This window comes from Bacillus sp. FSL R5-0397, assembly GCF_038593395.1.
Classification (GTDB): domain Bacteria; phylum Bacillota; class Bacilli; order Bacillales; family Bacillaceae; genus Bacillus; species Bacillus altitudinis.
In genome coordinates this window covers 577,264-603,777 of sequence record NZ_CP151992.1, presented here as the reverse complement: position 1 = coordinate 603,777, position 26,514 = coordinate 577,264, and the positions used below count along the sequence as shown (strand labels likewise).

The window sequence follows — 26,514 nt, the reverse complement described above, 5'->3', positions numbered from 1 at the left end:
GGAGGAGAGACTGATGATACGACGACTTGATCATATCGTGTTGACTGTTCAACATATGGAGGAAACCATTCGCTTTTATACAAACGTATTAGGAATGAAGGAAGAAACTTTTGGAGAAGGCCGTAAAGCCCTTCGTTTTGGCTTACAAAAGATTAACCTTCATGAAGCGGGTCATGAATTTGAACCAAAAGCTAATCATCCCAAGCCTGGATCTGCTGACTTGTGTTTTATCACCGATTTAGATATAGACAGTTTATTGCTTCATCTTCGAAAGCAGGTTGTTCCAATTGAAGAAGGTCCGGTCAGACGTTCTGGTGCATTAGGTCCGATTGAATCCATTTATATCCGTGATCCTGATATGAACTTAATTGAAATCTCCCGATATATAGAGGAGGCTGATCCATCATGACTCGATTATTCTTGAGACCGATTGAAGAAAAAGATTATCCTGGTATTCATAGAGGATGCCAGCATGCAGAAACACTTTATATGACTGGCACACGCAAAACGTTCACACTAGAAGAAATTCGTTCAGCCTATACCCGTTTTCTGCTGGATGACAGTAGACGAGACTTTGCCATTTGTCTGCTAGACACGAAAGAAATGATCGGGGATGCGGCGATTGTGGATATTGATCCGATAAACCATACGGCAAGTTTCCGCATTGCGCTGCATGGTCCAGAGCATTTTCACAAAGGGTATGGTACTGAGGCTGTTCGGATGGTTCAAACATTTGCCTTTGAGACGTTAGAACTCAATCGGCTTGAGCTTGAAGTTTTTTCCCATAACCCACGAGCCTTTCGAAGCTATGAGAAAGCCGGATTTCAATATGAAGGAAAAAGACGTCAAGCGCTCTATTTCAACGGTGCTTATTCGGATGTCATCATGATGGGCATCCTTCGTGAGGAATACGATAGAATCAAATCATAAAGATGTCCCAGCCTACGATGGGTCATCTTTTTTAAACAAATGAACCCCTGTAACGATGATCAAACAAATGATAGAAGAGAGAACGATAGAGACGCTTGATATGCTGAGCGCCATCCCTTCCCATCTGCCGATGAAGAAACTCCCGATCAATAAGAGCAATCCAAACAAAGTGATACATATCGGAACAATCAGCCCGGCATGGCGATGCCTGCGTCTTTTTCCTGCCCACCACGAGAGACAGAGTACAATGACAGTAAAAATAGCGGTTTGCAGCCAGAACATATCGCATCAACTCCTTTTCTTTTTTATCCTATGACAATGGAGGTTTTTCCAATGAATATCAGACCGATTCAAAAGCAGGACAATCCTTTTATCGCGGCCATTATCCGCCAGTCATTAGAATCAGCGAATCTTGCGATTGAAGGTACAGCCTACACAGACCCACACCTTGATCAGCTTTTCGAATACTATCAATCATTGACTCATGCAGCCTATTGGATTGCCGAAGAACATGGTGAAGTTGTTGGTGGCGTTGGCATTGCCCCTTTCACAGATGGCATTTGTGAGCTGCAAAAGCTTTATTTAAGCCCAAAAGCACAAGGCAAAGGTGCGGGCAAGAAACTGATGGATACGGCCCTGCAATATGCTGCTACATACTACAATGCTTGTTATTTAGAAACCCGCAGTGAATTAACAGCTGCTACTGGTCTTTATCAACGGTATGACTTCTCTCTTCTTCCTGCACCGATTGAAGGCTCAGAGCATTCTGCCATGGATGCTTGGTATCTCAAAACCTTTTCAGCGTGAGGCATAAAATAAACGATACGTCTTTGTCCACTGAAAACCTAGCTTCTCTGCCAATTTGGCCGAGGTTGCATGATGGACATCGCAATCCCAATGCGGTGTCTTCCCTTTTTCAACACAGATGCTGATCATTTGCTGAGCTGCTAACAAAGCCAACCCTTTTCCACGGCAGGCTTCATCTGTCCAAATATCGATTTCCACACGTTTTTCACTTAAAAAAATAGAGATACATTCACTGACCACATCTTCACCATTTAAGATGGCAACTCCGACGCCATTAGATAAAAAGTGATCTACTCCTCCCCAATATGCTTCATAATAGCTGGATGGGAATACTTTGCTTGCGGCAATGACTTGTTCATTCGTGCGTTTGATCATTTCGTCTTGATCAGGCACAATCAGATCAGGAGAGGTCAAGTCATAAGAATACGCATGTCTTTGCATTTCATTCAGTTGGGAACCGAAGCATTTTTTCATCATCTCATCTGATGCTGGATTTGCTGAAAACAAAGTGAACCGTCTGTTCTCTCTTTTCTGCTTTTTATAAACATCCACAATGAACGTTGAACATAATGAGAGTGCTGCTTCTGTCTTGCCTGCGACATAATAAATGCCGGTTGTCGTCCCTGCAAAATAGACACACGGGTGATCTCGGTGATCCACATATAAATCTCCTTGTATCACCCCATCGAGTATCGCATCTACGAACACTGGATAGGCAGGATCAATCCGCCGAATTTCCTCTTTTACCGCTCCTGTCCTTTGTTGATCTACAAGATACAACATCATTCCTCCATTCACGAACGAGTATCTTTTCATTATAAAGGAAAGCCGCAGACACGCGGTGAATCTTTGCAACAAAAAGAATTCTTCTGCATCAAAGCAACATTCAATCGCATTCGCTTTCATCTATTGCTATGCTCATTGTGAGAGGAGGTTTATGGATGAAATTTCGTTTGATCTGGAATCAAGAAAAGGATGTGACGGAAGTAGACGTCATCAGCCATCCACATAATCAAGAACGTTTACAAAAGATGGCATCAATGCTGGAGACTAGTACATCTCTAACGGTCAAAGATCCAAAAAATGATCGGCAGTCTCTTTTACCATTAGAACAAATTGAAGCGATCTCTGCGCTTGGACATCTGTCAAAGGTGATCACGACTCAGGGTACGACGTATTTTCTCAGTAAACGGCTGAAGGATCTGAAGTCGTTAGAGCGTGAACATTTCTATCGTATCAACAATGCAGTCATTCTCAATTTAGCGCAAGTCGACAGCTTTGTCGCTGGTACGTACGCTCGCTTAGAGGTCGAAACCATCTCGAAAAACAGCTACACCGTCAGTCGTCATTACGCCAAATATATAAAGGAGCGATTCAAATGATCAAGGAACTAAAACATCAATTTATGCAAACAGCTTTTGTCTCTATCGTATGGCTGACACTCATCCTGTCAATCACTCAATGGTCATCCTCTATCCCTTTTCATTACGTGTGGCACATCATTGCCATCGGTACTTTAGCAGGCATCGTCTTTGGGGTCATGTATCCTTTACTATGGAACTACTTTACCTTTCCAGCACCCATCAACATTCTCATCTCCACTGTCGTCAATTTAGGGTTTCAAGTAGGAGCCGTCGCTTTATATTCGACTGCACTGCTCGAATGGATCATGCCTTATTTTATCGGTATAGCCTTTCTCACATTAGTAGGCCATATCATCGCCTTTCTGTTTTACAAAAAGCAACAAAATCAAAAACTGGCGCAGGCACTGAATCACCTGAAGCCGCAACCTTAAAAAAAAGAGACCTTATTTGAAAGGTCTCTTGTCTATTATTCTGCTGCTAACTCATTCTCTCTAAAAATGAATCACCCCTAATTCCACTGCTGCTTTAATTGCTTCCGCTCTTGAAGTGACCTCCAGCTTTTGATAAATATTTGTTAAATGAGCTTTGACAGTTCTCTCGGAAATCCCCATATCAAATGCAATTTCCTTACTTCGATATCCTCTAGCCACTGCTTGCAAGACAAGCATCTCTTTTTCAGTCAGCATGTTTATTTCTTTTTTCAAATGGGTCGGAGTCACTTGATGCTCTGTTGATTCAAATACTTTAGCAGCGACGTTTGCTTGAAGAAGAATATCCCCTCTGATAGCTGCTTCAATTGTATAAAATAAATTTTCTCTGCTGGCATCCTTTAAAAGATAGCCCTTTGCTCCAAGTTGCAGCCCTTCAATCATTAATTTCTCTTCGTTATAGGTAGTGAGAATCAGGACCGGTACTTTTAATTGAAGAGACTGCATCTCTTTTAACATCTCAAGCCCACTCATGTTAGGCATGTTGAGGTCAAGTAATACAAGGTCTGGAGCCTTCTCTTTCAAGATATCTAAACCCTTTGCTCCATCTTCTGCTTCACCAACAACATCAAATCGTTGATCTGTCTCAAGAATTAATTTTAATCCTTCTCTAACAACAAAATGATCATCGACAATCACAATTTGATAAGACATTGTTTTTACTCCTTTTTCAAAGGTATGGTTACCGTCACTTGTGTACCTTCATTTTTTTCGCTTTTCAAGTGTAGCTGTGCATCAAGCAGTCGGGCACGTTCTGACATACCAATTAGACCGTAATGCCCGGAAGTGGATTCTTGTTTTTTCTCATCAAAACCCACTCCATTGTCTGTGATTTGCAAGGAGATGTGATCATCTTGTTGCTTCATCATCAATTCGACCTTACTTGCTTTGGCATGCTTGGCAATATTCGTCAAACATTCACTGACAATGTATACGGTATGTTCGATGAGGAAAGGGGACACTTGATAAGAGACAGCCACTTTTGTATGAACTGGAATATTCGTCGCCGTCATAAACCGATTCACTTCATCTTTCACAGAATCAGCTAAGTCATATTGATCCTGGCTGTATGTTCGAAGGTCGTCAATGACCAATCTCGCCTCACCTAATGTCGTCCGCGCATGGCTCATTGAACCTTTAATAATGCTTTGAGCACGCTCAACATTCTGATTCTCTAAATGGGCATGGACCGCTTCTAGCTGCATAATAATACCTGCCAGCCCTTGTGCAAGGGTATCATGTAAATCTCTCGCCATTCTTTGACGCTCATTAGCAAGTGTCAGCTCTTCCACTTGTTGATGTGCCAATTCAAGTTCCTTTAAAAATGTTTGTGTACGAATTCTAGCTTTGACTTGTCTAAAAAATAAAATGGAGTATGCGATGACTACAATCAGAATCAAAAACAAAATAGGAATGTATACGGTCAAATCATCTGTATCATTGACCAAAATAAGGGCAAGAAAAAAAAGAACATAAAAACTAAGCCCTGTCAAAATCACCTTCAATGTATGATAATATACCCCAATACTTTGCGCTATTAGTACCGGTAACAGACCAATTAAGATCACAGGGGAAGCCGCCTGCATGACTGAAACACAAAGTAGAATCACTATTCCTTGAATCAGAAAATATACCCATGGATTCTGCCGAAACCAGTAAAATGACCACCAATGCAGAATCAGATGTATGGCAATAAGTGCAGAAAAAAACAGGCCAGAAAGTGCTAATGGGGTGGTTATAAACTGAAATATCATTGCTGCAATATAAACAAGAATCACCCATAATAATGTTGGAATTCGCGAATAGATCATTTCATTAAAAGGGTCTACCCGTCGTTTCGCCATAAATATCACCATCCGAGCCTCATATTCACTCAAAAAATACCGCCCACCCTTTATCGAGGTAATGGCGGTATCATCAATCATACCATGTAAGACTATCAGTGACTAAATCACCTTCTCTTCTTTCTCATCCTTCTGAGAAATAGACTCACCTTCAATGTCTATACGTGGAAGCCAGCTTTCAAACCATTTGGGTAAGTACCAAGCAGCTCGTCCGATCAGCATCATACAAGCTGGGATAAAAGTCATTCTTATGACAAATGCATCAAACAGAACACCGAATGCCAACGTTAACCCCATTGTTTTGATAATCAAGTCATCTGCAAAGATAAAACTAGCAAAGACGAAGATCATGATTAAGCCTGCGGCAGTCACTACTCTCCCACTATGCTTCAAACCTGATACAACGGACTTTTTCGCATCACCTGATAGAAGGAAATCTTCTCTCATTCGACTGACTAAAAAGACCTCATAATCCATTGCAAGACCAAATAATATTCCTGTTACTAGTACAGGCATAAAGTTTAACAATGGGCCATTTGCTGGTATTCCAAACAATGGCGCAAGGTGTCCATCCTGTAAAACAAAGACAGAAAAACCTAGTGTAGCGGTCAATGTCATAAGAAATCCTAAAACCGCTTTTAATGGAACAAGGAATGACCTAAACACAAGAATCATCAAAATCAAAGCAAATCCAATAATGACTCCTGCAAATTTCGGTAACGCTTCACTGAGTCTATCTGAAATATCTATATTAACTGCCGTAGAACCAGTAACAAGTAATTTCGTATCATACTTTGCAGCAGTCTGACTAGATTCATTTCGTATAACTTTGACTAATTGCTTTGTCGCCTTATCTTCTGGACCGCTTTTCGGTAAAATGGTCAGCATGGCGTACTTACCCGATGGATTAGGAACAGGCGGTGCCATTTGTTTGATGCCATCCATCTTCTCTAATACTTTTGTTGTTTTCTCAATAGATTTCATTGCGTTATTTGCATGGGAGGCATCAATGATAACAACCAGTGGCCCATTAAACCCTTTACCAAATCCTTCTGCTAACAGGTCATAGCCCTTACGTTCAGTTGTTTCCTTCCCCTTCATGCCGTTATCAGGAAGACCCAACTCCATATGAAGTGCTGGCCAACTGAGTAGACCAGTCAATACAATGACACCTAGGATGATCTTACCTGGATACTTCTTGATAAACCTTCCCCAAGCTGTGGCTTCTTCTTTTTGTTGAGATTGTAATTTAGAGAACCATTTATTCTTTCTTGAAGGGCTTACTTTATCACCAAGAATCCCTAGTATGGCAGGAACAATTGTGAGAGACACAAGCATAACTGATAGTACCATGAATGCAGCTACAAGACCCATAACGCCTAAAAATGGTATACCGACTAATACAAGTCCGCATAGTGCAATTACGACGGTAACACCTGCAAACAATACAGCGCTGCCTGCTGTAGCAACAGCTCTAGCAGCTGCTTCTTTCAATTCGTAACCCTCTGCTAATAACTGTCGATAACGAGAAATGATAAATAATGCATAATCAATTCCTACTGCAAGTCCAATCATCACAGCTAATGTAAGACTAAATGCAGACATCTCAACAAAATTTGAGGTAATTAATATGACCATCACACCGTTTATTAACCCAATGACAGCCGTCAAGATCGGTAGTCCTGCAATCAATAGTGAAGCGAAAGTAAAGGCTAAAATAAAGAAGGCCATGACAATACCTATGACTTCCGAAATCCCGCCTACCTCAATTTCTGAGAATGTGACGGAGCCGCCTAATTCTGTTTGGATGCCAGCCTTTCTTGAAATCTTAATACTATCTAATACTTTCTCTTTTGAGGATGTTTTTACCTCATCCGCCTTTACCCGGTATGTAATATCCGCATACCCTATTTTCTTATCCTTACTAATAGCAAATGTCTGATATAAATCCGTCACTTGCTTGACTGCTTTATCCTTTTTGACTTCTTTGATCGTTTCGTTCAATTTGTTTCTTACTTTTTTTGTTTCTAATGTTTCACCCTTAGGTGCTTTAAAGATCAGACGAATCGTCCCGCCATCATCACCTGCTGGGAACTTTTTCTCCAAGAGATCCATTGCCTTTTCTGACTTTGTTCCTGGAATCGACATATCGCCATTAAATGAAACACCTGTCCCTATTGTTGCCGCCACAACAGCTACTAAAACAAGTAACCAACCGATAATCATCCGTTTCGGCTTAGAAAATGCACTTTTTCCTAAATGATATAAAAATTTTGCCATTCACTTACTCCTTTTTCTTCAACTTCGTGAACTTGATCTCTTTATTCTAAGCAATGAGATGGTCGATTGAAATTGTACTTTCGGGCAAGAAGCATTGTACTTTTAGGCAACAAAAAAAGGGCATCTTCTTAAGATCCCCTTTAAAACGTTTATGAAGCGACTGTTTTTCGCCTCGTTCTGTTGATTTTACCGACAAACATATAGCCATATTTATAATGATTTGCTATCCGTGACAATAGGATAGGTCCAGCAATTGCAAGTGCTGATGTTATGATTGTCCCTACAAAGAATGGATAATCTTTTAATTGTCCCCATAGTAACACAGAGATACCTAGAAAATACCCGTGAAGCAAATAGATGGTGAATGAATATTGACTAATGACAGCTACGAAAGGTGGAACGCTTTTCACTTTAGAAAACAAGAGAAAACATAAGAAGACAATACTGACTGTATAAAGAACAACGTCTGGCCTCTTAGAAGAAGACTCGAAAAAGCCTACATATGAATTGCTTAGAAGGGTCGCTGCGGAAATCAAAACAAGTCCATACACGGCATACTTAAAACGATGAAGTCTTGTGATAAACTGCTGATAATTCGCTCCACAATAATAGGCTAAACAAAAATAGAACAACCACCCTGGAAATGGAATCCATTCTAAGCCGAACATTGGATTAGGTAATTGAGGTTGTGGGATTTTGACGAGGTTCATGACACTTAAATAACCAACTGTGATGATAAAGGAGATCGGCAATACCCATTTGGCTGAGGTACGCTTAGCCATTTTGTGAAAAAACATGTGCAAAAAGTAAAATTGAAAAATAATCAGAACAAAATAACCAATATAATTTCCCAATAAGACATTTGCTGAAGCTCTTTTAAAAAAGTCAGCTGCCCCTCCATTTAACGATGCCGAATGCAAAAAACCATCGACAATCCCAATAAAAGCAAATGGGAAAAAGATGGCTTTCACCCTCTTCCACATAAATCCTTTAGGGGTACCATTCGGATAAGCATGAGCCAATAAAAACTCAGAAATGAAAATAAAACTCGGGGTACTGAACATGAGTAGTGCTACAAGAATAGATGATGAATGAGAGCTAGATAAAATGGCTATTGCATGAATAAGCACAACACTCAAACACGAGATACACCGAATATAAAAAATCTCTTTAATTTGCATTGAAAATCCTCCTCCTGTATTTTGGTAAAACATGTATTAGATTAACATGTATAATACCTTTTCAACAGGGACCTTGTGATTATTTTTCAATCATCTATCCAAAAGGAACAAAAAAAAGAGCCCTAGTTAGAGCCCCTAATCTAATCAGATTCAACCGTCGCCTTCCCCTTCCAAATAAGGGTTAAGCCTAATCCAAGAAATAAGACAACACCTGCAAACAGGAAAGGGAAATGAATATTTTGATCGAATAAAATGCCGCCAAGTGCCGGGCCAAAGATCGTACCAAGACTTGTGTAGGTAGAGTTCATCCCTGCGACAAACCCTTGCTGATTGCCAGCGATTTTTGATAAGAAGGTCGTGAGTGCAGGGCGCAATAAATCGAACGCAAGGAAAATCACACACGTCACGATCAGCACAACCATAAAGCCTGACACGACTGTGGAAACAAAAGCGAGAACTGCTCCAACAATCAAGCATAGTTGAATAACTCGTTTCTCCCCAAGCGCATTCACCATTTTACCAAACACGAGGACTTGAATGATGACGGCTACAATTGAACTGACGGTAATGATAATCGCAATATCCTTCGGACCAAATCCAAACTTGTGATTTGTAAACAAGCTAAAGACCGTTTCATATGCAGATAGTCCAAACGCCAGCACAAAGACAATGATGAAGGCGATGAGATAACTTGGATGAATCGATTTTTTCAAGTCTTTAAAGAAGGTCGATTCCTTCACTTGATCCATTTGTTTCTCTCGCTCTTCTTTTGTTAATGGTTCCTTCAGCATAAACATAGACGAAATCACAGCAATAAATGCAATCCCTGCTGCAAAGAAAAACGGCAGGCGAACACCATATTCTGCAATAAATCCGCCAATTCCCGGGCCGATGATAAATCCGGTACTAATAGCAGCGGATACATACCCCATTGCCTTTGATCTTTCTTGAACGGTTGTGATATCAGCGACATAGGCAGTGACAGCCGGCATGATAAATGCCGCACTAATACCGCCTAGAAGCCTTGCAAAATACAGAACATACACATGTGTCCCAAGGCCAAAAACGAGTTCTGATAACGCGAATAGAAACAGCCCAGACACAATCATGATCTTTCTTCCGTATCGGTCTACCCATCTTCCCGCAATAGGTGATGCGATAAGCTGTGCAACAGCAAACGCCGCCACAAGATATCCCATCGTACTGCCCGTTAAATGCATGACATTCATAAAGAGCGGCATGACAGGTATAATCAGACCGATACCTAAAAACGCAATAAATATATTACTTAATAAAATAACAAGTACGGCTTTTTGCTCACGAATCGGTTTTTGCATGATGTTTGTTTCCCCTTTACTGACTCACTTGTTACTCATGATGATTGATTCCGTGAATAAACAATGAGATCGCCTCTTTTTGTAATTCCTTTTTCTGCTGCATCGTGTCGTTTTTATATAACACGTCTAATCCATAGAATACGGAAAGTAATATTTTCACTTTTGATTCAACATGCTGAATCGACCAGCTGCCATCTTCGTTTCCTTCAAGCAGGATGTCTCTCATCACATCATCAAAGTCCACATCAATTTTGTTCAGACGCTCCATGACTTCATCTGATGTAAATGCACTGGCACAGAATTCTTCACTTGCTCTCATTAAAGGATAGTTAATCCCCATTTGACTAAGCAGCTCTGCAAACCCTGCGAGCTTATCAATGGCCCGGTGCAGCGTTTGTTTCTCTTCATGCCACGTCTCCATCATGAATCGATGATCCTCTTCCATAATATGAAGGAACAAAAACTCTTTTCCTTTAAAATGATGATAAAGGTTGCCTTTACTAATCTCAGCCGCCTCTAGAATATCTCGCACGGATGTTTCAGAATATCCTTTTTTCGCAAATAAATCACGTGAAGCGGTGACAATCTTCTGCTTCGTCTTTTCACTTTTTCCAGCCCCGCTTTGTGTACTTGTCATCTATGAACAATCCCTTCTACCTTGCTTTTCTTCACATGGACAAATAAAACCGACCAGTTGGTTTATTTTTTTATTATAAATGGAGATCGCCCATAATACAATGAAAAAGGCATCGACTTCCTAAGGAGTGAATCTAAGTGAAAACAAACAAAACGATCATTTATGCTATCACCAAAAAGGACGTATACTTGTTTTTCTTTTATGATCTATTCATTGCCACCTTAGCCTACTACATGTTCAAAATCAAACCAACTATGTTTTATGAATGCTTAGGGATAACAGGAAGTATTCTTTGTCCATTGTTGATGAGAAAGTGGAAGTAGAGGTCATTTTCTCATCACATCTATCCCTCTTTTATTTAATTTTAATTAACATTTAACTTCACTTAAATATTAAGATCACATATAATATAGGAGAAAAGAGGTGATGTCATTGGATGAGGATATCATTCATTACAGCAAAAAAATCATTGAGTACTCAAACGCACTAGGCTCTATCTATGTAGAAGAGTATCAACGATTCTTGAAAAATGAGTATGCAGATTTAACAAGCAAACAAGAACTGACACTTGAATTGCTGCGGTCGAAGACGAAAACAATCAATGAACTAGCTGATTATTTCTCCATTTCATCTAGTGCCGCTAGCCAGCTCATATCAAAGCTTGAACAGCTTGGATATGTGAAAAGAGAGATTAATCCACATAACCGTAGAGAAATCATTGTTGATTTTGCTCAAAAGGGCCATGACTATCATAAAGATATTGAAAAAATTCAGCTGCATCTTATTCAAAAATACTATGCCAAGCTTTCAAAAGAAGATCTAAAAACATTATTATCGCTTTACGAAAAAATCTATCAAATTGCGAAAGAAACGCCTTAACCCGGCCTTTCATGCATGAATATGTAAGCTAGATAAACGATGAAGGGGATGATCATATGGACAGGATTCATTTGCAAGATGGACGTCATATTGGTTTGTCTCAATACGGTGATCTTGAAGGATTCCCAGTATTCTTTTTTCATGGGACACCTGGATCGAGAGTGATGTTTTTAGATGATGATCCAATCTCAAAAGAGCTTGGCATTCGTCTCATTTCTTTAGACAGACCTGGTTTTGGTTTATCTGATCCGCAACCTGACCGTACCATTTTAGACTGGGCAAAAGACGTACAGGAAGTGGCTGATCATCTTGACATCTCCCAGTTTTCAGTGATTGGTGTCTCTGGAGGCGGGGCATTCGCTGCTGGTTGTGCCTATCAATTGCCAGATCGCATTCTTTCGGCTGCTCTCGTCTCAAGTACCACCCCATTTCAGGATGGTAAACCGCCTAAAAGTATGCTAAAGGAGAACAAGATTGCCTTTTTCCTCAGTAAAAGAATGCCTTGGCTCTTAAAGGCAAGTTATCGCGCTCAGAAAAAACTAATTGAAAAGAAACCAGAGAAATTCAAGAAACTAACGAAAAAAGGGAACAAACATTTACATCCTTCGGATCGGCAATTTCTTCAAACCGATGATCAACTGGAGCTGATGATGCGGCATTTATACGAAGCCACTCGTCAATCTGTTGATGAATGTATTCATGAACCAGATTTACTCTCACGGTCATGGGCATTCGATATGAAAGATATACAAATCCCTGTGGATGTCTGGCATGGAAAAGAGGATCAGATGGCCCCTTTTGCAGAGATAGAAAGAATGGCTCCGAACATTCCAAACGCCAAAACGCACTATATCGAGCAAGCAGGACATTTTCTTACTGATATAGATGATGTTTGGAGAGACATTTTACTCTCTTTAAAAAAACGGGCAGAACATCAGGTACACATATAAAAAAAGACCCAATGATACGTCGGGTCTTTTTCTTTTTAATACTGCTCGTAATAGGATTGAATTTTATCTGGATCTTTTGTTTTCGTCAGAGCCAGCATGAGTAGAATGCGGGCTTTTTGTGGATTTAATGAATCCGATGAGACAAAATGATGTTCATCATCCATTTTTTCATGTGTGACAATGCCATTTCCTGCACGGCTTGACCTCACGATCACCACGTCTTTCTTCACTGCATCTGTTGCCCCATTGATCGCTTCTGTTGACATCGTTCCATTTCCTGCGGCGGCAACGACAATGCCCTTCGCTCCTGCTTTAACGGCAGCATCATACACATACTTTTGATCATTTTGATAGCCGTATAAGATATCCACTTGCGGCAGCTCTTTTAGCTTTGAAATATCGAATTCACTGTCAGCTGTATGTTTTCTTGTCGGTTCGTTATAAAAAGAGACAACTTCACCCGCCACTTCTCCAATGTACCCTTGCTCAAGAGACTTGAACGAATCGGTTGTGGTGGTATTTGTCTTCGTAATAAAACGAGCAGAGGCAATTCGGTCATTTAATGTCACCATTACACCTTTGCCTTTGGCTTCTTTTGTCGAAGCAATTTTCACTGCATGATACAGGTTAAGCGGGCCATCCGCACTAATGGCAGATGCTGGCCTCATGGAACCCACGACCACCACTGGCTTATCACTTTTTACAACCAAATGTAAAAAATAGGCCGTTTCTTCTAAAGTATCTGTACCATGTGTCACCACAATGCCATCCACTTGATCATCATTTAAAAGCTGATTGACTCGTTTCGCTAATTTTAAAAGAAGAGCGTTATCCACATTTTCACTGCCGACGTTCGCTACTTGCTCACCCGTGACATTTGCAATATCCTTCAGCTGTGGTACGGAAGCAATGACTTTATCGATTCCAAGTGCACCAGATTTATATCCAGTCGTATCTGTATTACTATCTGAACTACCGGCAATCGTTCCGCCTGTTGCCAGCACCTTAATATTGGATAAAGATTTGTTCCCTGTCTCAACAGCCGTGTTTTTTTCTTTTGTTTCACTGGTAGTGCTTTCTTGATTACTTTGATTATTCTCTTGAGTGCTATCGTTCGCACAAGCTGCGGTCACCAATAGTGAAACAGAAAGAAGGGTAGCACCAAACCATTTTGTTACGTTCATAAGATCATCTCTTTTCTTAAATGTGATGAATAATTATCTGTCTATAGGGTTTACTTTATACCATTCCTTCATTCATCAGCATGAGGTGAAAGTCTCAGAACCAAATAAAGGAAAAAGGACACTATTATCAAAATTTATTTATACCATAATACCTAAATTGACTTCAGAAATTGTTCTCAACCCATTTATGATAAAATATAGGAAATCTTACAAAAAAGGAGTACATACAGTGCGTTTCGTTCAACCATTTTACAAAATCCTACTCACACTATTCTTCAGTTCCATTTTACTCAGCTTGTTCGTATGTTTATATCCACCGATTCAGGGCGAGCCTGCGTTTATGATGTTTTACACTCCCATCTTTTTTGTTTATTATTTCATCTTTGCAGTACCTTTACAGTTGTTGTTCTCTTTACAGCCCAAGGCTTTTCATCCTCTTTATTTAGCGGCTTACTTATTGATAGCAATGATTGTCATGCTTTTTGTTATGGATGGAATTGAGAGCTCCACATCCCTTCCGATCATAATTGTCAGCAGTCTCATCTACTGGACCTGCGATTCTTTCATTCATCAAAGAAGTATAAAAAAAACACCTAATGTGTAGGTGTTTTTATCTAATCTAGTATGTATTGACAGTGCTCCACATTATCCAAGACATCTTTCAGCTCGGTGACCTGCTGATCGCTAAGAGAATCTATCTCAGTGATTGGAACTTTTTATTTCATGCTTGTGCCAGCGTGTGAAAAAATGGGGTCCTTCAATTCAAAATCAAATGTCTTCCCATCAACGATACCAACTGTTTTTGAACTGTCGTAAAGCTCAAGCAAGCACGCTGCCATTTCTTTTGATGTGTGATATTTCTTGATAGTGCCTTCATATTCGAATTGATCGACATCTAATGAACGCTTTGCAAATTCCGATTCTGTCGCAGCAGGCGCTAATACTTTTGCCTGTAATTTGGCTCCTTTTTCTTTCAATTCTAGGGCCAGCCCTTCTGTAAAGGCGCTCACATAAAATTTCGTGGCTGAATAAGTGACAGCGTTGCCGACGACGGTATAACCCGCTCTTGAAGAGATATTGATTAGCTGCTTCCCCTCTTTTTGCTCATAATCACGGACAAACAGAGTGGATAAAATTGTTAACGCTTCAATATTGAGATGAAGCATGTCCCCAATTTTTTTCACATCCTGCTCTCCTATTGAACCAAAATGGCCAAACCCGGCATTATTAATGAACGTATCCAGCTCATCACCAGCTAATGACTCATAGAAAGAATACACTTGCTCTCTGTCTGTTAAATCAACAGACTGGACTTTCACTTGAATATCGGGATATGTTTCTAGAACCTTTCCCTTCAGTTCTTGGAGTTTATCAAGCCGGCGTGCAGCTAAGATCAGATTTTTTCCTCTTGCTGCAAAGGCCAAAGCCGTTTCATATCCAATACCTGAACTTGCCCCTGTAATGACTGTATAGCCCATTGTATATCCCCCTATTCGTATCTTCTAGCTGTTTAAAGTATAGCGAGAGCATGTGACTCTAGTCAATTTTGAAGAGATTCAAAGAGTCATGAACAACTGAACGTTCAGCTTTTAATCGGTTTCTTTTGAATCATGTTGGAGGATAGCCTGCTGAGCTTTTTTTGTTAATTTGTGAAAAACCAGTTGATAGGAATGTTCAATTAGCTCTTCGACAAATGAAGATGGAATATCTGCATCAAGATAAATAGAATTCCAATGCGTCTTATTCATGTAATAGCCGGGAATAATTCCTTCATGCATTTCTCTTAATTCTTCAGCGCGTTGCGGATCACATTTTAAAGTGATAACTGGCTTACGATCGACGTCTCCCCCCATCATGGCGAACATCTTTCCACCTATATGATAACGATCTGCCTGCCACTCAGGTTGATAGTCGTGGGTTGCTCCTTGTAAAGAAAGACAAAATGCCTGTAGTGTCTCTTTTTTCATTCTATTAGCTCCTTTTTTAGTTGTCTTCTATCTTTCTATTATATCGACAGTTGTGATTGTTGTATCTACACTTCTTTTCAGGACGTCAGCAAGAACACAAAAAAAGCACAGAAAAAAAGGTCTGTGCTTTTTATTTATATCCGAATATTTCTTATTCAAACGCCTTCTTAAGCTGATCGCTCATCAGATGCCAAGCCTCTTCAGCTATCTCTAAATCTCCGGCATGAGTGAACGCATGAGGGACTCCTTTAAATTGTTTGTATGTGACATCTACCCCTGCTTCTTTTAACTTGTCCGCATAATGCTCAGCTTCTTCAGCTAGTGAATCCTTCTCAGCTGTGATAACAAGAGCTGGGGGCATTTGTGCTAAGACTTCTCTCTCTGCAAAGACTGGAGAAACGAGCGGATTGTGCGGATCTTGACCTTGCAGATAGAAGGCATTAAACAGTCTCGCCATTTCAACTGGAATTGCTTCTTCAAACGCTGGCTTTTGTGCTGGATCAGTAGCTAAATCAAGCGGCGGATAATCAAGCACTTGATAGACAATCGGAAGTTTGTTCCCTTTTTGGATATCAAGCAAACAAACCGCTGTTGCCAAATTCCCACCTGCACTATGTCCGCCAATGGCTAATCGATTTGGGTCTATTTGTAGTTCATCAGGATGTTCATATAACCATTTCATCACATCGTAGCATTCATGAAGAGCGGCCGGAAAAGGGTGTTCCGGTGCCAGCTGATATTCCACATTGACGACGATACACTCCGCACGATCTGCTATGACCGGACACCAATGATTATCCATTTCAGCACTTCCAAGTATAAAACCGCCCCCATGCAAATTGACGAAAACAGGTAGGGGTTGTTTCAATGTTTTCACAGGTTTAAATACCCACACCTTTGTTTTACCAGCACCCGTTGGGATATCATATTCCATTTTGTTCACTTCAGGAGGGTGGACTGGCTTAAGTTCTGATTGACCAGCTAATGAATCTTCAGCTGGTTGACGCAATGACTCAGCCATTTTAATTTGTTCGTCTAAGTTCATGATCTCAGCTCCTATCTTATTCTTTTATCTCTATCCATTCGTTACGAATTTCGCCTTTTCCTTCAATGTCGTCAGAGAGTCGTTGCTTTTTATCTATCTCCCCATTTTCAGCTCCTTTGAAACAAACATTCACCCCTATGAGTAAATAAAAAAAGCACTGCGGTGCTAAGTCCTCAGTGCTTTTCATATATTATGATACTTGTTGTTCTACTTTCACTCGTTTAATAAAGAAAGCAATCACCAAACCAATCACTGTCATAATGACAGCAAAGATAAAGGCATGCTGGACGCCATTTGTAAAGGCGAGCAGCTGATTGACTGGATTTGCGGGATCAGCCACATTTTCCATAAAACTGCGCGCTCCTGATGAAAGGATCGAGATACCAACCGCAGTCCCAATCGCTCCTGACACTTGCTGCAATGTATTCATAATCGCTGTACCGTGCGGATATAGCTCTGGCGGCAGCTGATTTAATCCATTTGTTTGGGCAGGCATCATGATCATCGCAATTCCTATCATTAACGTAATATGAAGCGTCACGATATAACCGATGGACGTATTCACACTTAAGTTCGTGAAGCCAAACATGGTCGCTGCAACGATGACAAGGCCTGGGATGACAAGCCACTTCGGCCCAAATTTATCAAAAAGCCCACCCATGATTGGCGATAACAGTCCATTGATAATTCCACCTGGTAATAGCATTAAACCTGCTGTAAATGTAGACAGTGCCAAGGACGTTTGCAGATATAATGGCAAAATCATCATAGCAGACAGCATCACCATCATACACACTAAAATCAGAAGTAACCCGATCACAAACATTGGATATTTAAATGGGCTTAAATTCAACATCGGTTCTTTCATGTTTAACTGTCTTAGGGCGAACACAAGAATGCCAATGACACCTACAACAATCGCCACAATCACATGCATACTGCTCCAGCCGCCGCCTTCACCAGCACTGCTAAAGCCATACACAATTCCACCGAAACCGATGGTTGATAACACAATCGATAAAATGTCGATTTTCGGTCTTGTGGGTTCCGTAATATTTTGCATAAAAATATACCCAAATACGAGTGCAGCAACTAATAACGGAAGCGAAATCCAAAAAATCCAATGCCATGTTAACGATTTAAGAATAAGACCAGAGACCGTTGGACCAACTGCTGGGGCAAACATAATGACAAGACCGATAATCCCCATTGATCTACCTCTTTTATGAGGCGGAATGATGACCAAAATCGTGTTAAACATCAATGGAAGGAGCAAGGCTGTTCCTACTGCCTGCACCACACGTGCCACCATTAAAATACTGAAGACTGGTGCAACGGCCGCAATAAATGTACCGATGATCGAAAAGACCAGTGAGGTTATGAAAAGCTGTCTTGTTGTAAACCATTGAAGAATGAGGCCTGAAATTGGAACAAGAATCCCTAGTGTTAATAAATAGCCGGTTGTAAGCCATTGTGCAGTCGTTGCTTCAATACCAAAGTCTAATGTTAAACTTCTCAGCGCCATGTTGAGTGCCGTTTCACTGAACAGTCCAATAAATCCAGCTGTGATAAATGAAATAATAATGGGCAGCGTTCGAATGTCGGAAGCTGCTGTTTGCTGTTTGTTCATATTAAGTTGGCTCCTTTTCTTTTTCAATATTGAGCAATCTTAGGAAGTCAGGCTAGTCAGAAATGAGCCACTTCATTGTCGTTGAAAAATAGATAAAATTTGTTTTTCCGCAGCGAATTGGGCAATTTTTTCGATTGAGTAGCCGGATTCATGAATATAAAACATGAGTTCAGGCGTCATTGGAGAGGACATACATAATGTCGTCAACTCAATGTCTTGTATGTTCGCTTCTCCCTTTACTTTCGCTTCCTCGAGCAAATCACGAATGATTTGTTTGAGTGATTGACTGTAATGACAATCATATACTTTACTTGTCTGCTCTAAGTTCCCAGAGATTGTGAGCATGCGAATCCAATCTAAATGATGACCGACGATGAGATGAATTTCTTCAAGAACATATCGTAAACGCTCACGAACCGGCTGATCACTTATTTTACTTAAGTAAAGATGCAACGCAGGAATCAGTTGTTCAAATTTTTCTCCAAGGATCGAAAGGCATAAATCACTTTTATTGGCATATCGGCGGTAAAGAGTACCCTGTCCAACACCAGCTGTTTTAGCAATTTTATGCATACTGACATTCTCTACACCAAACTCTTGAAACAAAGAAAAAGCGACCTCTTCAATTTCCTTTCCAATATCCTTTTCCATGATGCTTCACCTTCTTTACCTTCATCCACCTTGCATATATCTCTATGTGTAAATCAAATTTCTTTCATTTTCATTAGGACAATTGTACCGGTATTATCTTACGGACAACTGTCCGCTTTGTCAATCATTATTTTTTACCTATCAATTTTCTTTTCATTCTATTAAAAAAACACACTGTTTATCATTATTTAGACCGATTTTCCATTTTGAGAGAATCATGTATGATCAAAAAGAAAACGCTTTCAAAAAAGAGAGGGGAATGCCTACATGTCTTACCGTGTAAAACGAATGTTGATGCTGCTTGTCACTGGATTATTCTTAAGTTTGTCCACATTTGCTGCAAGTGCCTCGGCACAAACGGGCGGGTCGTTTTATGAACCGTTCAACAACTATAATACCGGGTTATGGCAAAAAGCCGATGGGTACTCGAACGGAAATATGTTTAACTGTACGTGGCGCGCAAACAATGTCTCCATGACGTCGTTAGGGGAAATGCGCTTATCACTCACAAGTCCTTCCTATAATAAGTTTGACTGCGGAGAAAACCGTTCTACTCAAACATATGGCTATGGGCTATATGAAGTAAACATGAAACCAGCCAAAAATGTTGGGATCGTGTCTTCGTTCTTTACTTATACGGGACCGACTGATGGTACGCCTTGGGATGAAATCGACATCGAATTTCTAGGAAAAGATACGACAAAGGTTCAGTTTAACTATTATACCAATGGTGTCGGAAATCATGAAAAAATCGTCAACCTTGGTTTTGATGCAGCAAACTCTTATCACACATATGCGTTCGACTGGCAGCCTAACTCGATTAAATGGTATGTGGACGGTCAATTAAAACATACGGCTACTACTCAAATCCCTCAAACACCGGGAAAGATTATGATGAACTTATGGAATGGTGCAGGTGTCGATGAATGGCTCGGCTCCTACAACGGTGTTACTCCACTTTACGCTCATTACAATTGGGTGCGTTACACAAAAAGATAACCACATCACAAAACCTGTGACAAGTCACAGGTTTTTCTTCATTTAAATAGAGCTCGTTTTTAATTGATGAACTAGTTTTTGTTCATAACTGTGGATAATATCTTCATAACTTTCGATCTTGTAATCTAACCGTTTAATCGTTTCTTCGATTTCCTTTTGTTTGTCTACGAGTCTTTCTCTCTCATTGACCAAAATACTCTTTCTTGAGGACAATGTACGATCCTCTCCCTCGATAAATAAAGCCGTATATTCTCTAAGAGCATCAATTGACAGACCCGCATTTCTCATACATTTAATAAATTCTATCCACTGAATATCTTCTTCTGTATAATCACGAACACCATTTTCATCACGCCTGATCGGTCTAATTAAACCTATATTCTCATAATACCTGAGCGTAGCAGTAGATAAATCGAGCTGCTTGGCGGCTTGTGCTATTTTCATTGTTTTCACCCTTCTCTTCTTTCTCTTACTTGACGATCTCCCTTTTCCCATCATCTCCATTTTAATCGAGAAGACAAGATACTTTTGGCTCAAATCTTGATTCAAGGTTGATGCTAAAGCCTGAATTGAGGCGATCAGAGGGTTCTATGTTGACTTAAAGTTCACTTTAAGACGTACAGTATAGAGGAAGGACCGAATCTTACTTTTGAAAGGATGATCAAGAATGTGTCAGACGCACCAATCAAACGTTTTAAGTGTTTCCCATGCAAAAGCAAACTTTGAACGGACAACCATTGAACGAAGAGCACTTCGTCCACATGATATTTTAATTGATATTCAGTTTAGCGGGATCTGTCATTCAGATATCCACAGTGCCTTTGATGAATGGGGCGGCGGTATTTTCCCAATGGTTCCGGGTCATGAGATTACTGGAGTTGTTTCAGCTGTTGGGGATGCTGTCACGAAATTCAACATTGGTGATCGTGTAGGCGTCGGTTGTTTTGTCGATTCTTGCGGTACATGTGAATATTGCCAAAATGGAGATGAACAATATTGCAAGAAAGGAGTCGTTCAAACTTATAATAACCTGGATTATGATGGAGAACCAACTTACGGCGGCTACAGTCAGAAAATTGTTGTGACAGAACGATTTGTTGTCAATATTCCTGACCAGCTCTCCCTCGATGTCGCCAGCCCCCTTCTTTGTGCCGGCATCACAACGTATTCTCCGTTAAAACACTGGAAGGCTGGGCCTGGCAAAAAAGTGGCGATTGTCGGAATGGGCGGTCTAGGTCATGTCGCCATTCAATTTGCACGCGCACTTGGCGCTGAAGTGACTGTATTAAGCCGCTCTTTGAATAAAAAAGAAGAGGCGCTGTCATTTGGTGCAAAAGACTATTTTGCTACAAGTGACCCTGATACGTTTAAGACACTAGCCGGTCAATATGACCTCATTCTCAATACCGTCTCTGCCAATATCAACGTGGATGCCTATTTGTCCTTACTTCGTGTTGACGGAACATTAGTAAACGTCGGTGCACCACCAAAGCCAGACAACTTCCATGTGTTTTCATTAATTACGGGACGTCGCAGCATCGCCGGCTCACTCGTTGGCGGCATCCAAGAAACACAAGAAATGCTCGATTTCGCAGCTGCTCACAATATCGCACCACAAATTGAAGTGATCAACGCAAACCAAGTCGATGAAGCATATGAACGTGTGCTCAATAGTGATGTGCGTTATCGGTTTGTGATTGATATTTCGACATTATGATCAAAAAATCATGTTCAAAGACTAGCCTGTTTGGCTGGTCTTTTGTTGTTTCATTCAAAATAAAAAAGGCTACTATATGAATAGTAGCTCAAAAGATCGGTTTATATTTTGCGAAAAAGCATATTATGAACGATTTGTACTCCTATTGGTTACTCGATGTATATGAATGATTAAATAGACAAGCTCTTCATCGGTAGGAGTGATCCTATCATTTTTCTCTAGGTATGTGACCATTTTTTGTGCACAGCTATATGCTTTTGGATAACGATTTTTTATTTGGTCAAAAAGCGAATCATTTTCATCCGGTATTCCCTCTTTAGAGAGAATTCGATAGGCAAAATATCTTAAATGTGTCATAAACCTACTATAATTTATTGAATTTTCGTCTAGTTTAATGCCGTAGTGGTATTTCACAATATTGATTAGATCATTCACAATCTTGGTCACTTCAATGGTTTGCTTCATATCACTCCCGCTCTGTTGAGCATTTACAAAATGAAGCGCAATGGACGCAGCTTCTTCAGTTGGCAGTGCAATTTGAAGCCGTTCTTCAACGATTTTCAGTGCCTCTAAAGCCACATGATATTCCTCTTTATGGAATTTTTGAATTTCCCATAAAAGCGGGTTTCTGATATCGATGCCTTCTTGATATCGTGTTATGGCAAAACTAATATGGTCCGTCAAGGTTAGGTAAATATTTTGGTTGAAACTTACGGCTAATTTATTTTCAGCATATTCAATCATGTCTTTTGTTAGTTCTAAATATTCGATGTTAATATGTTCAATGAGTTCAGTCAGCTTGTTGGTTTGACCTTTGTCAATGACAAACTTTTTATCCACTTTCGAAAAGTCTACCTCTTCACTGTTATGCTTATTAAAACCGATCCCTTTCCCCATCACAATCATTTCATGATCCATCTCATCACTTAATAAGATGACATTGTTATTAAAGATTTTTTTGATTTTCATTTAGATCACCCACTTTCCTACAATCCTAAAGAAGAAAATCCAGAGAAAATTTAACGTTCTCATTTTAATCTATCATACTTTATTAAAAAAATACTTCTATCATTTTAAAATGTTAAAGCTGACTAAATGAGATCAGTTCGATGCCTTGTTCTTTCATGTAACCTAACCACTCCTGCTTTAACAATAACTGTAGATCCTCTTCTCGCTCATCATTTAATGAAGAAATTGTTCGCAACTCATCATCAACAAATCCAGGATGGCACGGTATTTCAATCGTTGCGTTTGTCTGTTTATATTTTGCTATCGTATTGATGAGGACAGATTCCTGCATGATGGGAACTGAGAAATCTGCGCATAATACATCTGTCGTTTTCACACCCGATTCGGCTAATTGAGATTTAATGAAAGGATCATCCGTTAAAACATCATCTTTTCTCATAGGAACACGATATTCTTTGGTCAATTCAAGGATGATCTGAAACATCTCTGCATGCACAACACTAAAACCATGATGTGTGTCAATATGTGTCAGTGTTAATCCCGAAGAAAGGAACTTTTCGATTTGGGCTCTGAGCTCTGCACGGACTTCTCCTTTATGAAACGTACTTGGAATCAATGATGGCTTTCGATAGAAATCCCCTTTGCCATCTACAATCGACTGAACCTTCCCACTTTCAAGTATAGGTTTCAATAATGTAAGGTTTAAGTGGACTCCCATTGCTTCAATCCCTGCTTCTTTTGCTAATTCTATAGATCGATCAAAATGTCTTGTATTCGTCAACATCGTGGTATCTGTAATGATCCCTTCTTGCATCCCTTTCAAAATGCCTTTACTCACTGACTCTGTTAAACCAAAGTCATCTGCATTGATAATTAACCTCACGTAAGCACACTCCTTTTCGTAAAATTTAGAGACAAACACCAGGTAAAGAATACCTGGTGTTCATATTAAGATTTTTTCTTTAGATTCAGTAAATCTTCGTTCTTTTGAATTTGCTCTTCAACTGGAACAACCGCATCTATGTGCTCATATTGGTCGGAATTTGTGATGACAATTGGTGTTGTCGTCTGAAAACCAGCTTCAATGATTTTATCTAATTCAAATTTGATGAGAGGCTGGCCTTGTTTCACATCATCCCCTTGATTCACCAAACAAGTGAAATACTTTCCATCCAGTTTCACCGTATCTATTCCTACATGGATTAATATTTCGGCTCCCTTTTTAGAAATCATGCCAACTGCATGTCCACTTTCCATTGTAACTGATATGACGCCATCTACAGGGGCAACGACTTCCCCTTGGCTCGGTTCTATCGCAATTCCTTTCCCCATCGCTTCTGAAGAAAAAACAACATCATCCACTTGTTGAAGTGCTTTCACTTGTCCAGAGAGAGGGCTCATGATTGACTCTTTTGTTTCAAGCTCTTTATTCGTAGCGTTGTCTTCTTTTTTCTGTTGATGCTTCAATTCATATCCAAATATGATGGGAAGAACTGCTGCAATAACAATCGTTATCACAATACCTAGGATATAGAGAATCATCGGACTTTGAGCCGGGAACGTAAATACGTTAAGGAAGAAATTAAAGACAACTAATTTTACGTTAAAGATCGCAATCAGCGCTCCTCCAATGGCTCCTGCTACAACCATATAAATCATTGTTTTTCTATGTCGAAGGATAATCCCATATAAAATAGGTTCCGTAATTCCAGATAAAATGGCTGATAGAAATGTCGAACCACTTAAGGCTTTCATATCTTTGTCTTTTGTTTTCAAGAAGACCCCTAAAGCAATCCCCATTTGTGCTGCAACAGATGCTGCTGCCAATGGCACAATTAAATCAGATCCACTTTTAAGATTTTCTAAAATGATAGGCACCATTGCCCAGTGCAGTCCAAACAAAACTAAGAAAGACCAAGACCCTCCAATGATAATACCCGATACAATATGACTGCTATTGATCAAATAATTGACCAAGTCGCCTAACCATGTCCCTAAATAAACACCAAATGGTCCAACGAGCATGGTTGTTAAAGGTACAGTGATCAAGATAGATAAAAACGGAACAGCAAATATTTGAATATTTTTGTGAATGACTTTCTTTAAATTTCTTTCAATGAATGCAAATAGACTGACGGCAATAAATATAGGAAATATTGATGATGCATAATCCAATAAAGGAACTGGGATTCCTATAAAGGAGACAACGTTCCCTGCCTCACGCAGAGCAGTGAAGTTAGGCTCTAGCAGTGCTGCACCAATAGCACCTGCTACATATGGGTTTGCACCTAATACTCTAGCAATCGTGACTCCTAATAAAATGGGTAAGAAATAAAATACTGCATTACCAGCTGCCGCAAGAACGGCGTACGTACCACTTTCTGGCGTTAATATATGGAGATTTTCTAAAACGATTAACAGTGCTTTCATCAAACCTGCCCCTGCAAAAGCAGGAATTAATGGCGTTAAACTTCCTGAGATTAAAGCAAACACTTTTGATAAAATGGTTTGTTTTTGCTCTGACTTCCCGACGGAATGGTCATCATTGAATTGCCCTTGACGTTCAATTTCTTGATAGACATCAGATACATGACTTCCAATGACCACTTGCAATTGCCCGCTACTTTCAACTACCTTTAAAATGTCTGGATGTTGCTCCAGTTCACCTTTTTTCACTTTATCACTTTGGCTCACCCTAAAACGCAGCCTTGTCGCACAATGAGTGACACCTTGAACATTCTCACTGCCACCCACCAATTTTAAAATATCTTTTGCTAACGTCACTTTATCCACTTTCATCGCCTCCAGAAAAATAGTTTAAACCAAACTTTTTTACGAGTTCCCCCCTTCAAAACAATAAACATGTTATCTTTCTATGTTGAAATAAAAAAACCTGAATTGAGGCCGGTTAATTGCATCGCAACGCAATTAACTCACATCAATTCAGGTTTCGCCTGCCGAACAGTCACAATCCCTTTTCATATATGTCATTGTCATGAAGATTTGCTGAAAAAAGGTATAAAAAAACCTAAACTGAAACCAATACAATAACAAACATTATTGTACACGTATCAATTTAGGTATCGCCCTTAACGGTCACAATCCTATTATGAAACTGCTTACACATTTAATATAGAGTATTTTTTGAAGAAATACAATATAAATTTTATGACTACTAGATTTATATTAGATAATAAGATGGAATAGGGAATCATTTTAGATCATCCCTATTCCCAATAAGCATTTCACCTTCACGATACTTAAAGTTATTTTATGTTGATTAATTATTTTTTCTACTTAAAAGTGTAAAAATTATGCTGAGTAAGCTCATAACACAGCCTAATATTGATTCAAGGAATGTCAAGCCTCCATTAGGAATAAGAAAACTTATAGGCATCAATCCAATAAACACCATTAAAATGAAGCATTGGTAAATTCCAGAGATCACCCTGACCACAATTTGGTCAAAAAACGACATCACTAAAGGAGGAATAAAGAAAAAGATGATCATTGCTGCTGACAAAATAAATGGAATAGGTTCATCTAATGAAACTGTATTCTTTCCTGGTGAATTCTTTGATGCCGTAAATAATACTAAAATTGCCATAAGCAACGTTGAAAAGATAAATAAAAATCTCCTTAACATGGTGATACT

30 protein-coding genes are annotated in these 26,514 nt (G+C 39.7%); 11 read left to right on the top strand and 19 right to left on the bottom strand.

What is annotated here, in order from left to right; all coding sequences use genetic code 11:
* Positions 1–13: 13 nt before the first annotated feature.
* Positions 14–409, top strand: a complete 396-nt coding sequence (locus NSQ70_RS02930; protein ID WP_342502434.1) for a VOC family protein — start codon at positions 14–16, stop codon at positions 407–409.
* Complete coding sequence (locus NSQ70_RS02925) at positions 406–930, top strand: GNAT family protein (RefSeq protein ID WP_024719169.1); 525 nt, start codon at positions 406–408, stop codon at positions 928–930. The genes NSQ70_RS02930 and NSQ70_RS02925 overlap by 4 nt, the downstream gene beginning before the upstream one ends.
* 12 nt (positions 931–942) lie before the next feature.
* Here NSQ70_RS02925 and NSQ70_RS02920 read toward each other — a convergent pair whose 3' ends face one another.
* Positions 943–1,212: a YesK-like family protein gene (locus NSQ70_RS02920; RefSeq protein ID WP_024719170.1), complete on the bottom strand. Its 270-nt coding sequence runs from the start codon at positions 1,210–1,212 to the stop codon at positions 943–945.
* Positions 1,213–1,263: 51 nt separating this feature from the next.
* On the opposite strand from NSQ70_RS02920, the gene NSQ70_RS02915 reads away from it, so the two are divergent.
* Complete coding sequence (locus NSQ70_RS02915; protein ID WP_041092903.1) at positions 1,264–1,737, top strand: GNAT family N-acetyltransferase; 474 nt, start codon at positions 1,264–1,266, stop codon at positions 1,735–1,737.
* On the opposite strand, the gene NSQ70_RS02910 is transcribed toward NSQ70_RS02915, so the two are convergent.
* Positions 1,729–2,517, bottom strand: coding sequence for a GNAT family N-acetyltransferase (locus tag NSQ70_RS02910; RefSeq protein ID WP_159160143.1), 789 nt, complete (start codon positions 2,515–2,517; stop codon positions 1,729–1,731). The genes NSQ70_RS02915 and NSQ70_RS02910 overlap by 9 nt on opposite strands.
* A gap of 161 nt (positions 2,518–2,678) precedes the next feature.
* Between NSQ70_RS02910 and NSQ70_RS02905 the strand changes: the two genes are divergently transcribed.
* Positions 2,679–3,119: a LytTR family DNA-binding domain-containing protein gene (locus tag NSQ70_RS02905; protein WP_024719172.1), complete on the top strand. Its 441-nt coding sequence runs from the start codon at positions 2,679–2,681 to the stop codon at positions 3,117–3,119.
* Complete coding sequence (locus NSQ70_RS02900) at positions 3,116–3,532, top strand: hypothetical protein (RefSeq protein WP_017366684.1); 417 nt, start codon at positions 3,116–3,118, stop codon at positions 3,530–3,532. Before NSQ70_RS02905 ends, NSQ70_RS02900 begins: the two co-directional genes overlap by 4 nt.
* Positions 3,533–3,592: 60 nt before the next feature.
* Here the strand turns inward: NSQ70_RS02900 and NSQ70_RS02895 are convergent, their stop codons facing one another.
* The 6 genes from NSQ70_RS02895 to NSQ70_RS02870 form a co-directional block, all read right to left on the bottom strand.
* Positions 3,593–4,243, bottom strand: coding sequence for a response regulator transcription factor (locus tag NSQ70_RS02895; protein ID WP_017358441.1), 651 nt, complete (start codon positions 4,241–4,243; stop codon positions 3,593–3,595).
* Between the two features lie 5 nt (positions 4,244–4,248).
* Positions 4,249–5,433 (bottom strand): sensor histidine kinase, encoded by a 1,185-nt coding sequence (locus NSQ70_RS02890; protein WP_072368474.1) that lies wholly within the window; start codon positions 5,431–5,433, stop codon positions 4,249–4,251.
* A 102-nt stretch (positions 5,434–5,535) separates the two neighbouring features.
* The gene (locus tag NSQ70_RS02885; protein ID WP_342502433.1) at positions 5,536–7,713 is read right to left on the bottom strand and encodes an MMPL family transporter; all 2,178 of its coding nucleotides are present in this window, start codon (positions 7,711–7,713) and stop codon (positions 5,536–5,538) included.
* A 149-nt stretch (positions 7,714–7,862) separates the two neighbouring features.
* Positions 7,863–8,894 carry an acyltransferase family protein gene (locus NSQ70_RS02880; protein ID WP_096881057.1) on the bottom strand — a complete coding sequence of 344 codons (1,032 nt, stop codon included), beginning with the start codon at positions 8,892–8,894 and terminating at the stop codon, positions 7,863–7,865.
* A 140-nt stretch (positions 8,895–9,034) separates the two neighbouring features.
* A complete protein-coding gene (locus NSQ70_RS02875; RefSeq protein WP_073415861.1) occupies positions 9,035–10,231 on the bottom strand; it encodes an MFS transporter in 1,197 nt (398 codons plus the stop codon).
* 31 nt (positions 10,232–10,262) lie between these two features.
* Positions 10,263–10,868: a TetR/AcrR family transcriptional regulator gene (locus NSQ70_RS02870; RefSeq protein WP_007496429.1), complete on the bottom strand. Its 606-nt coding sequence runs from the start codon at positions 10,866–10,868 to the stop codon at positions 10,263–10,265.
* A 137-nt stretch (positions 10,869–11,005) separates the two neighbouring features.
* On the opposite strand from NSQ70_RS02870, the gene NSQ70_RS02865 reads away from it, so the two are divergent.
* From NSQ70_RS02865 to NSQ70_RS02855, 3 genes are all read left to right on the top strand, one after another.
* Positions 11,006–11,191 carry a hypothetical protein gene (locus NSQ70_RS02865; protein WP_041507606.1) on the top strand — a complete coding sequence of 62 codons (186 nt, stop codon included), beginning with the start codon at positions 11,006–11,008 and terminating at the stop codon, positions 11,189–11,191.
* A 103-nt stretch (positions 11,192–11,294) separates the two neighbouring features.
* Positions 11,295–11,747, top strand: a complete 453-nt coding sequence (locus tag NSQ70_RS02860) for a MarR family transcriptional regulator (RefSeq protein ID WP_342502432.1) — start codon at positions 11,295–11,297, stop codon at positions 11,745–11,747.
* A 56-nt stretch (positions 11,748–11,803) separates the two neighbouring features.
* Positions 11,804–12,697, top strand: coding sequence for an alpha/beta hydrolase (locus NSQ70_RS02855; RefSeq protein ID WP_342502431.1), 894 nt, complete (start codon positions 11,804–11,806; stop codon positions 12,695–12,697).
* 35 nt (positions 12,698–12,732) lie between these two features.
* Here NSQ70_RS02855 and NSQ70_RS02850 read toward each other — a convergent pair whose 3' ends face one another.
* Positions 12,733–13,881: a type II asparaginase gene (locus NSQ70_RS02850; protein WP_024719179.1), complete on the bottom strand. Its 1,149-nt coding sequence runs from the start codon at positions 13,879–13,881 to the stop codon at positions 12,733–12,735.
* Between the two features lie 25 nt (positions 13,882–13,906).
* Between NSQ70_RS02850 and NSQ70_RS02845 the strand changes: the two genes are divergently transcribed.
* Positions 13,907–14,485: a UPF0715 family protein gene (locus NSQ70_RS02845; protein ID WP_338150127.1), complete on the top strand. Its 579-nt coding sequence runs from the start codon at positions 13,907–13,909 to the stop codon at positions 14,483–14,485.
* A 112-nt stretch (positions 14,486–14,597) separates the two neighbouring features.
* On the opposite strand, the gene NSQ70_RS02840 is transcribed toward NSQ70_RS02845, so the two are convergent.
* The 5 genes from NSQ70_RS02840 to NSQ70_RS02820 form a co-directional block, all read right to left on the bottom strand.
* Positions 14,598–15,359, bottom strand: a complete 762-nt coding sequence (locus tag NSQ70_RS02840; RefSeq protein WP_274661047.1) for an SDR family NAD(P)-dependent oxidoreductase — start codon at positions 15,357–15,359, stop codon at positions 14,598–14,600.
* Positions 15,360–15,470: 111 nt separating this feature from the next.
* The gene (locus NSQ70_RS02835) at positions 15,471–15,848 is read right to left on the bottom strand and encodes an MmcQ/YjbR family DNA-binding protein (RefSeq protein WP_019743360.1); all 378 of its coding nucleotides are present in this window, start codon (positions 15,846–15,848) and stop codon (positions 15,471–15,473) included.
* A gap of 151 nt (positions 15,849–15,999) precedes the next feature.
* The gene (locus NSQ70_RS02830; RefSeq protein ID WP_216896061.1) at positions 16,000–16,893 is read right to left on the bottom strand and encodes an alpha/beta hydrolase; all 894 of its coding nucleotides are present in this window, start codon (positions 16,891–16,893) and stop codon (positions 16,000–16,002) included.
* A 190-nt stretch (positions 16,894–17,083) separates the two neighbouring features.
* A complete protein-coding gene (locus NSQ70_RS02825; protein WP_058336370.1) occupies positions 17,084–18,523 on the bottom strand; it encodes a DHA2 family efflux MFS transporter permease subunit in 1,440 nt (479 codons plus the stop codon).
* 72 nt (positions 18,524–18,595) lie between these two features.
* Positions 18,596–19,174, bottom strand: coding sequence for a TetR/AcrR family transcriptional regulator (locus NSQ70_RS02820; protein ID WP_342502430.1), 579 nt, complete (start codon positions 19,172–19,174; stop codon positions 18,596–18,598).
* A gap of 267 nt (positions 19,175–19,441) precedes the next feature.
* Here NSQ70_RS02820 and NSQ70_RS02815 point away from each other — a divergent pair, with 267 nt between their 5' ends.
* Positions 19,442–20,173 (top strand): glycoside hydrolase family 16 protein, encoded by a 732-nt coding sequence (locus tag NSQ70_RS02815; RefSeq protein ID WP_073416011.1) that lies wholly within the window; start codon positions 19,442–19,444, stop codon positions 20,171–20,173.
* Positions 20,174–20,215: 42 nt separating this feature from the next.
* Here NSQ70_RS02815 and NSQ70_RS02810 read toward each other — a convergent pair whose 3' ends face one another.
* Complete coding sequence (locus NSQ70_RS02810) at positions 20,216–20,617, bottom strand: MerR family transcriptional regulator (RefSeq protein WP_039169850.1); 402 nt, start codon at positions 20,615–20,617, stop codon at positions 20,216–20,218.
* A gap of 223 nt (positions 20,618–20,840) precedes the next feature.
* Here NSQ70_RS02810 and NSQ70_RS02805 point away from each other — a divergent pair, with 223 nt between their 5' ends.
* A complete protein-coding gene (locus NSQ70_RS02805; RefSeq protein WP_050826995.1) occupies positions 20,841–21,890 on the top strand; it encodes an NAD(P)-dependent alcohol dehydrogenase in 1,050 nt (349 codons plus the stop codon).
* A gap of 123 nt (positions 21,891–22,013) precedes the next feature.
* Here NSQ70_RS02805 and NSQ70_RS02800 read toward each other — a convergent pair whose 3' ends face one another.
* The 4 genes from NSQ70_RS02800 to NSQ70_RS02785 form a co-directional block, all read right to left on the bottom strand.
* Complete coding sequence (locus NSQ70_RS02800) at positions 22,014–22,859, bottom strand: PRD domain-containing protein (protein WP_138278146.1); 846 nt, start codon at positions 22,857–22,859, stop codon at positions 22,014–22,016.
* Positions 22,860–22,971: 112 nt separating this feature from the next.
* Positions 22,972–23,742 carry a ChbG/HpnK family deacetylase gene (locus NSQ70_RS02795; RefSeq protein WP_138278145.1) on the bottom strand — a complete coding sequence of 257 codons (771 nt, stop codon included), beginning with the start codon at positions 23,740–23,742 and terminating at the stop codon, positions 22,972–22,974.
* A gap of 65 nt (positions 23,743–23,807) precedes the next feature.
* A complete protein-coding gene (locus NSQ70_RS02790) occupies positions 23,808–25,652 on the bottom strand; it encodes a beta-glucoside-specific PTS transporter subunit IIABC (protein ID WP_138278144.1) in 1,845 nt (614 codons plus the stop codon).
* A 487-nt stretch (positions 25,653–26,139) separates the two neighbouring features.
* The gene (locus tag NSQ70_RS02785; RefSeq protein ID WP_080964893.1) at positions 26,140–26,505 is read right to left on the bottom strand and encodes a hypothetical protein; all 366 of its coding nucleotides are present in this window, start codon (positions 26,503–26,505) and stop codon (positions 26,140–26,142) included.
* Positions 26,506–26,514: the final 9 nt, after the last annotated feature.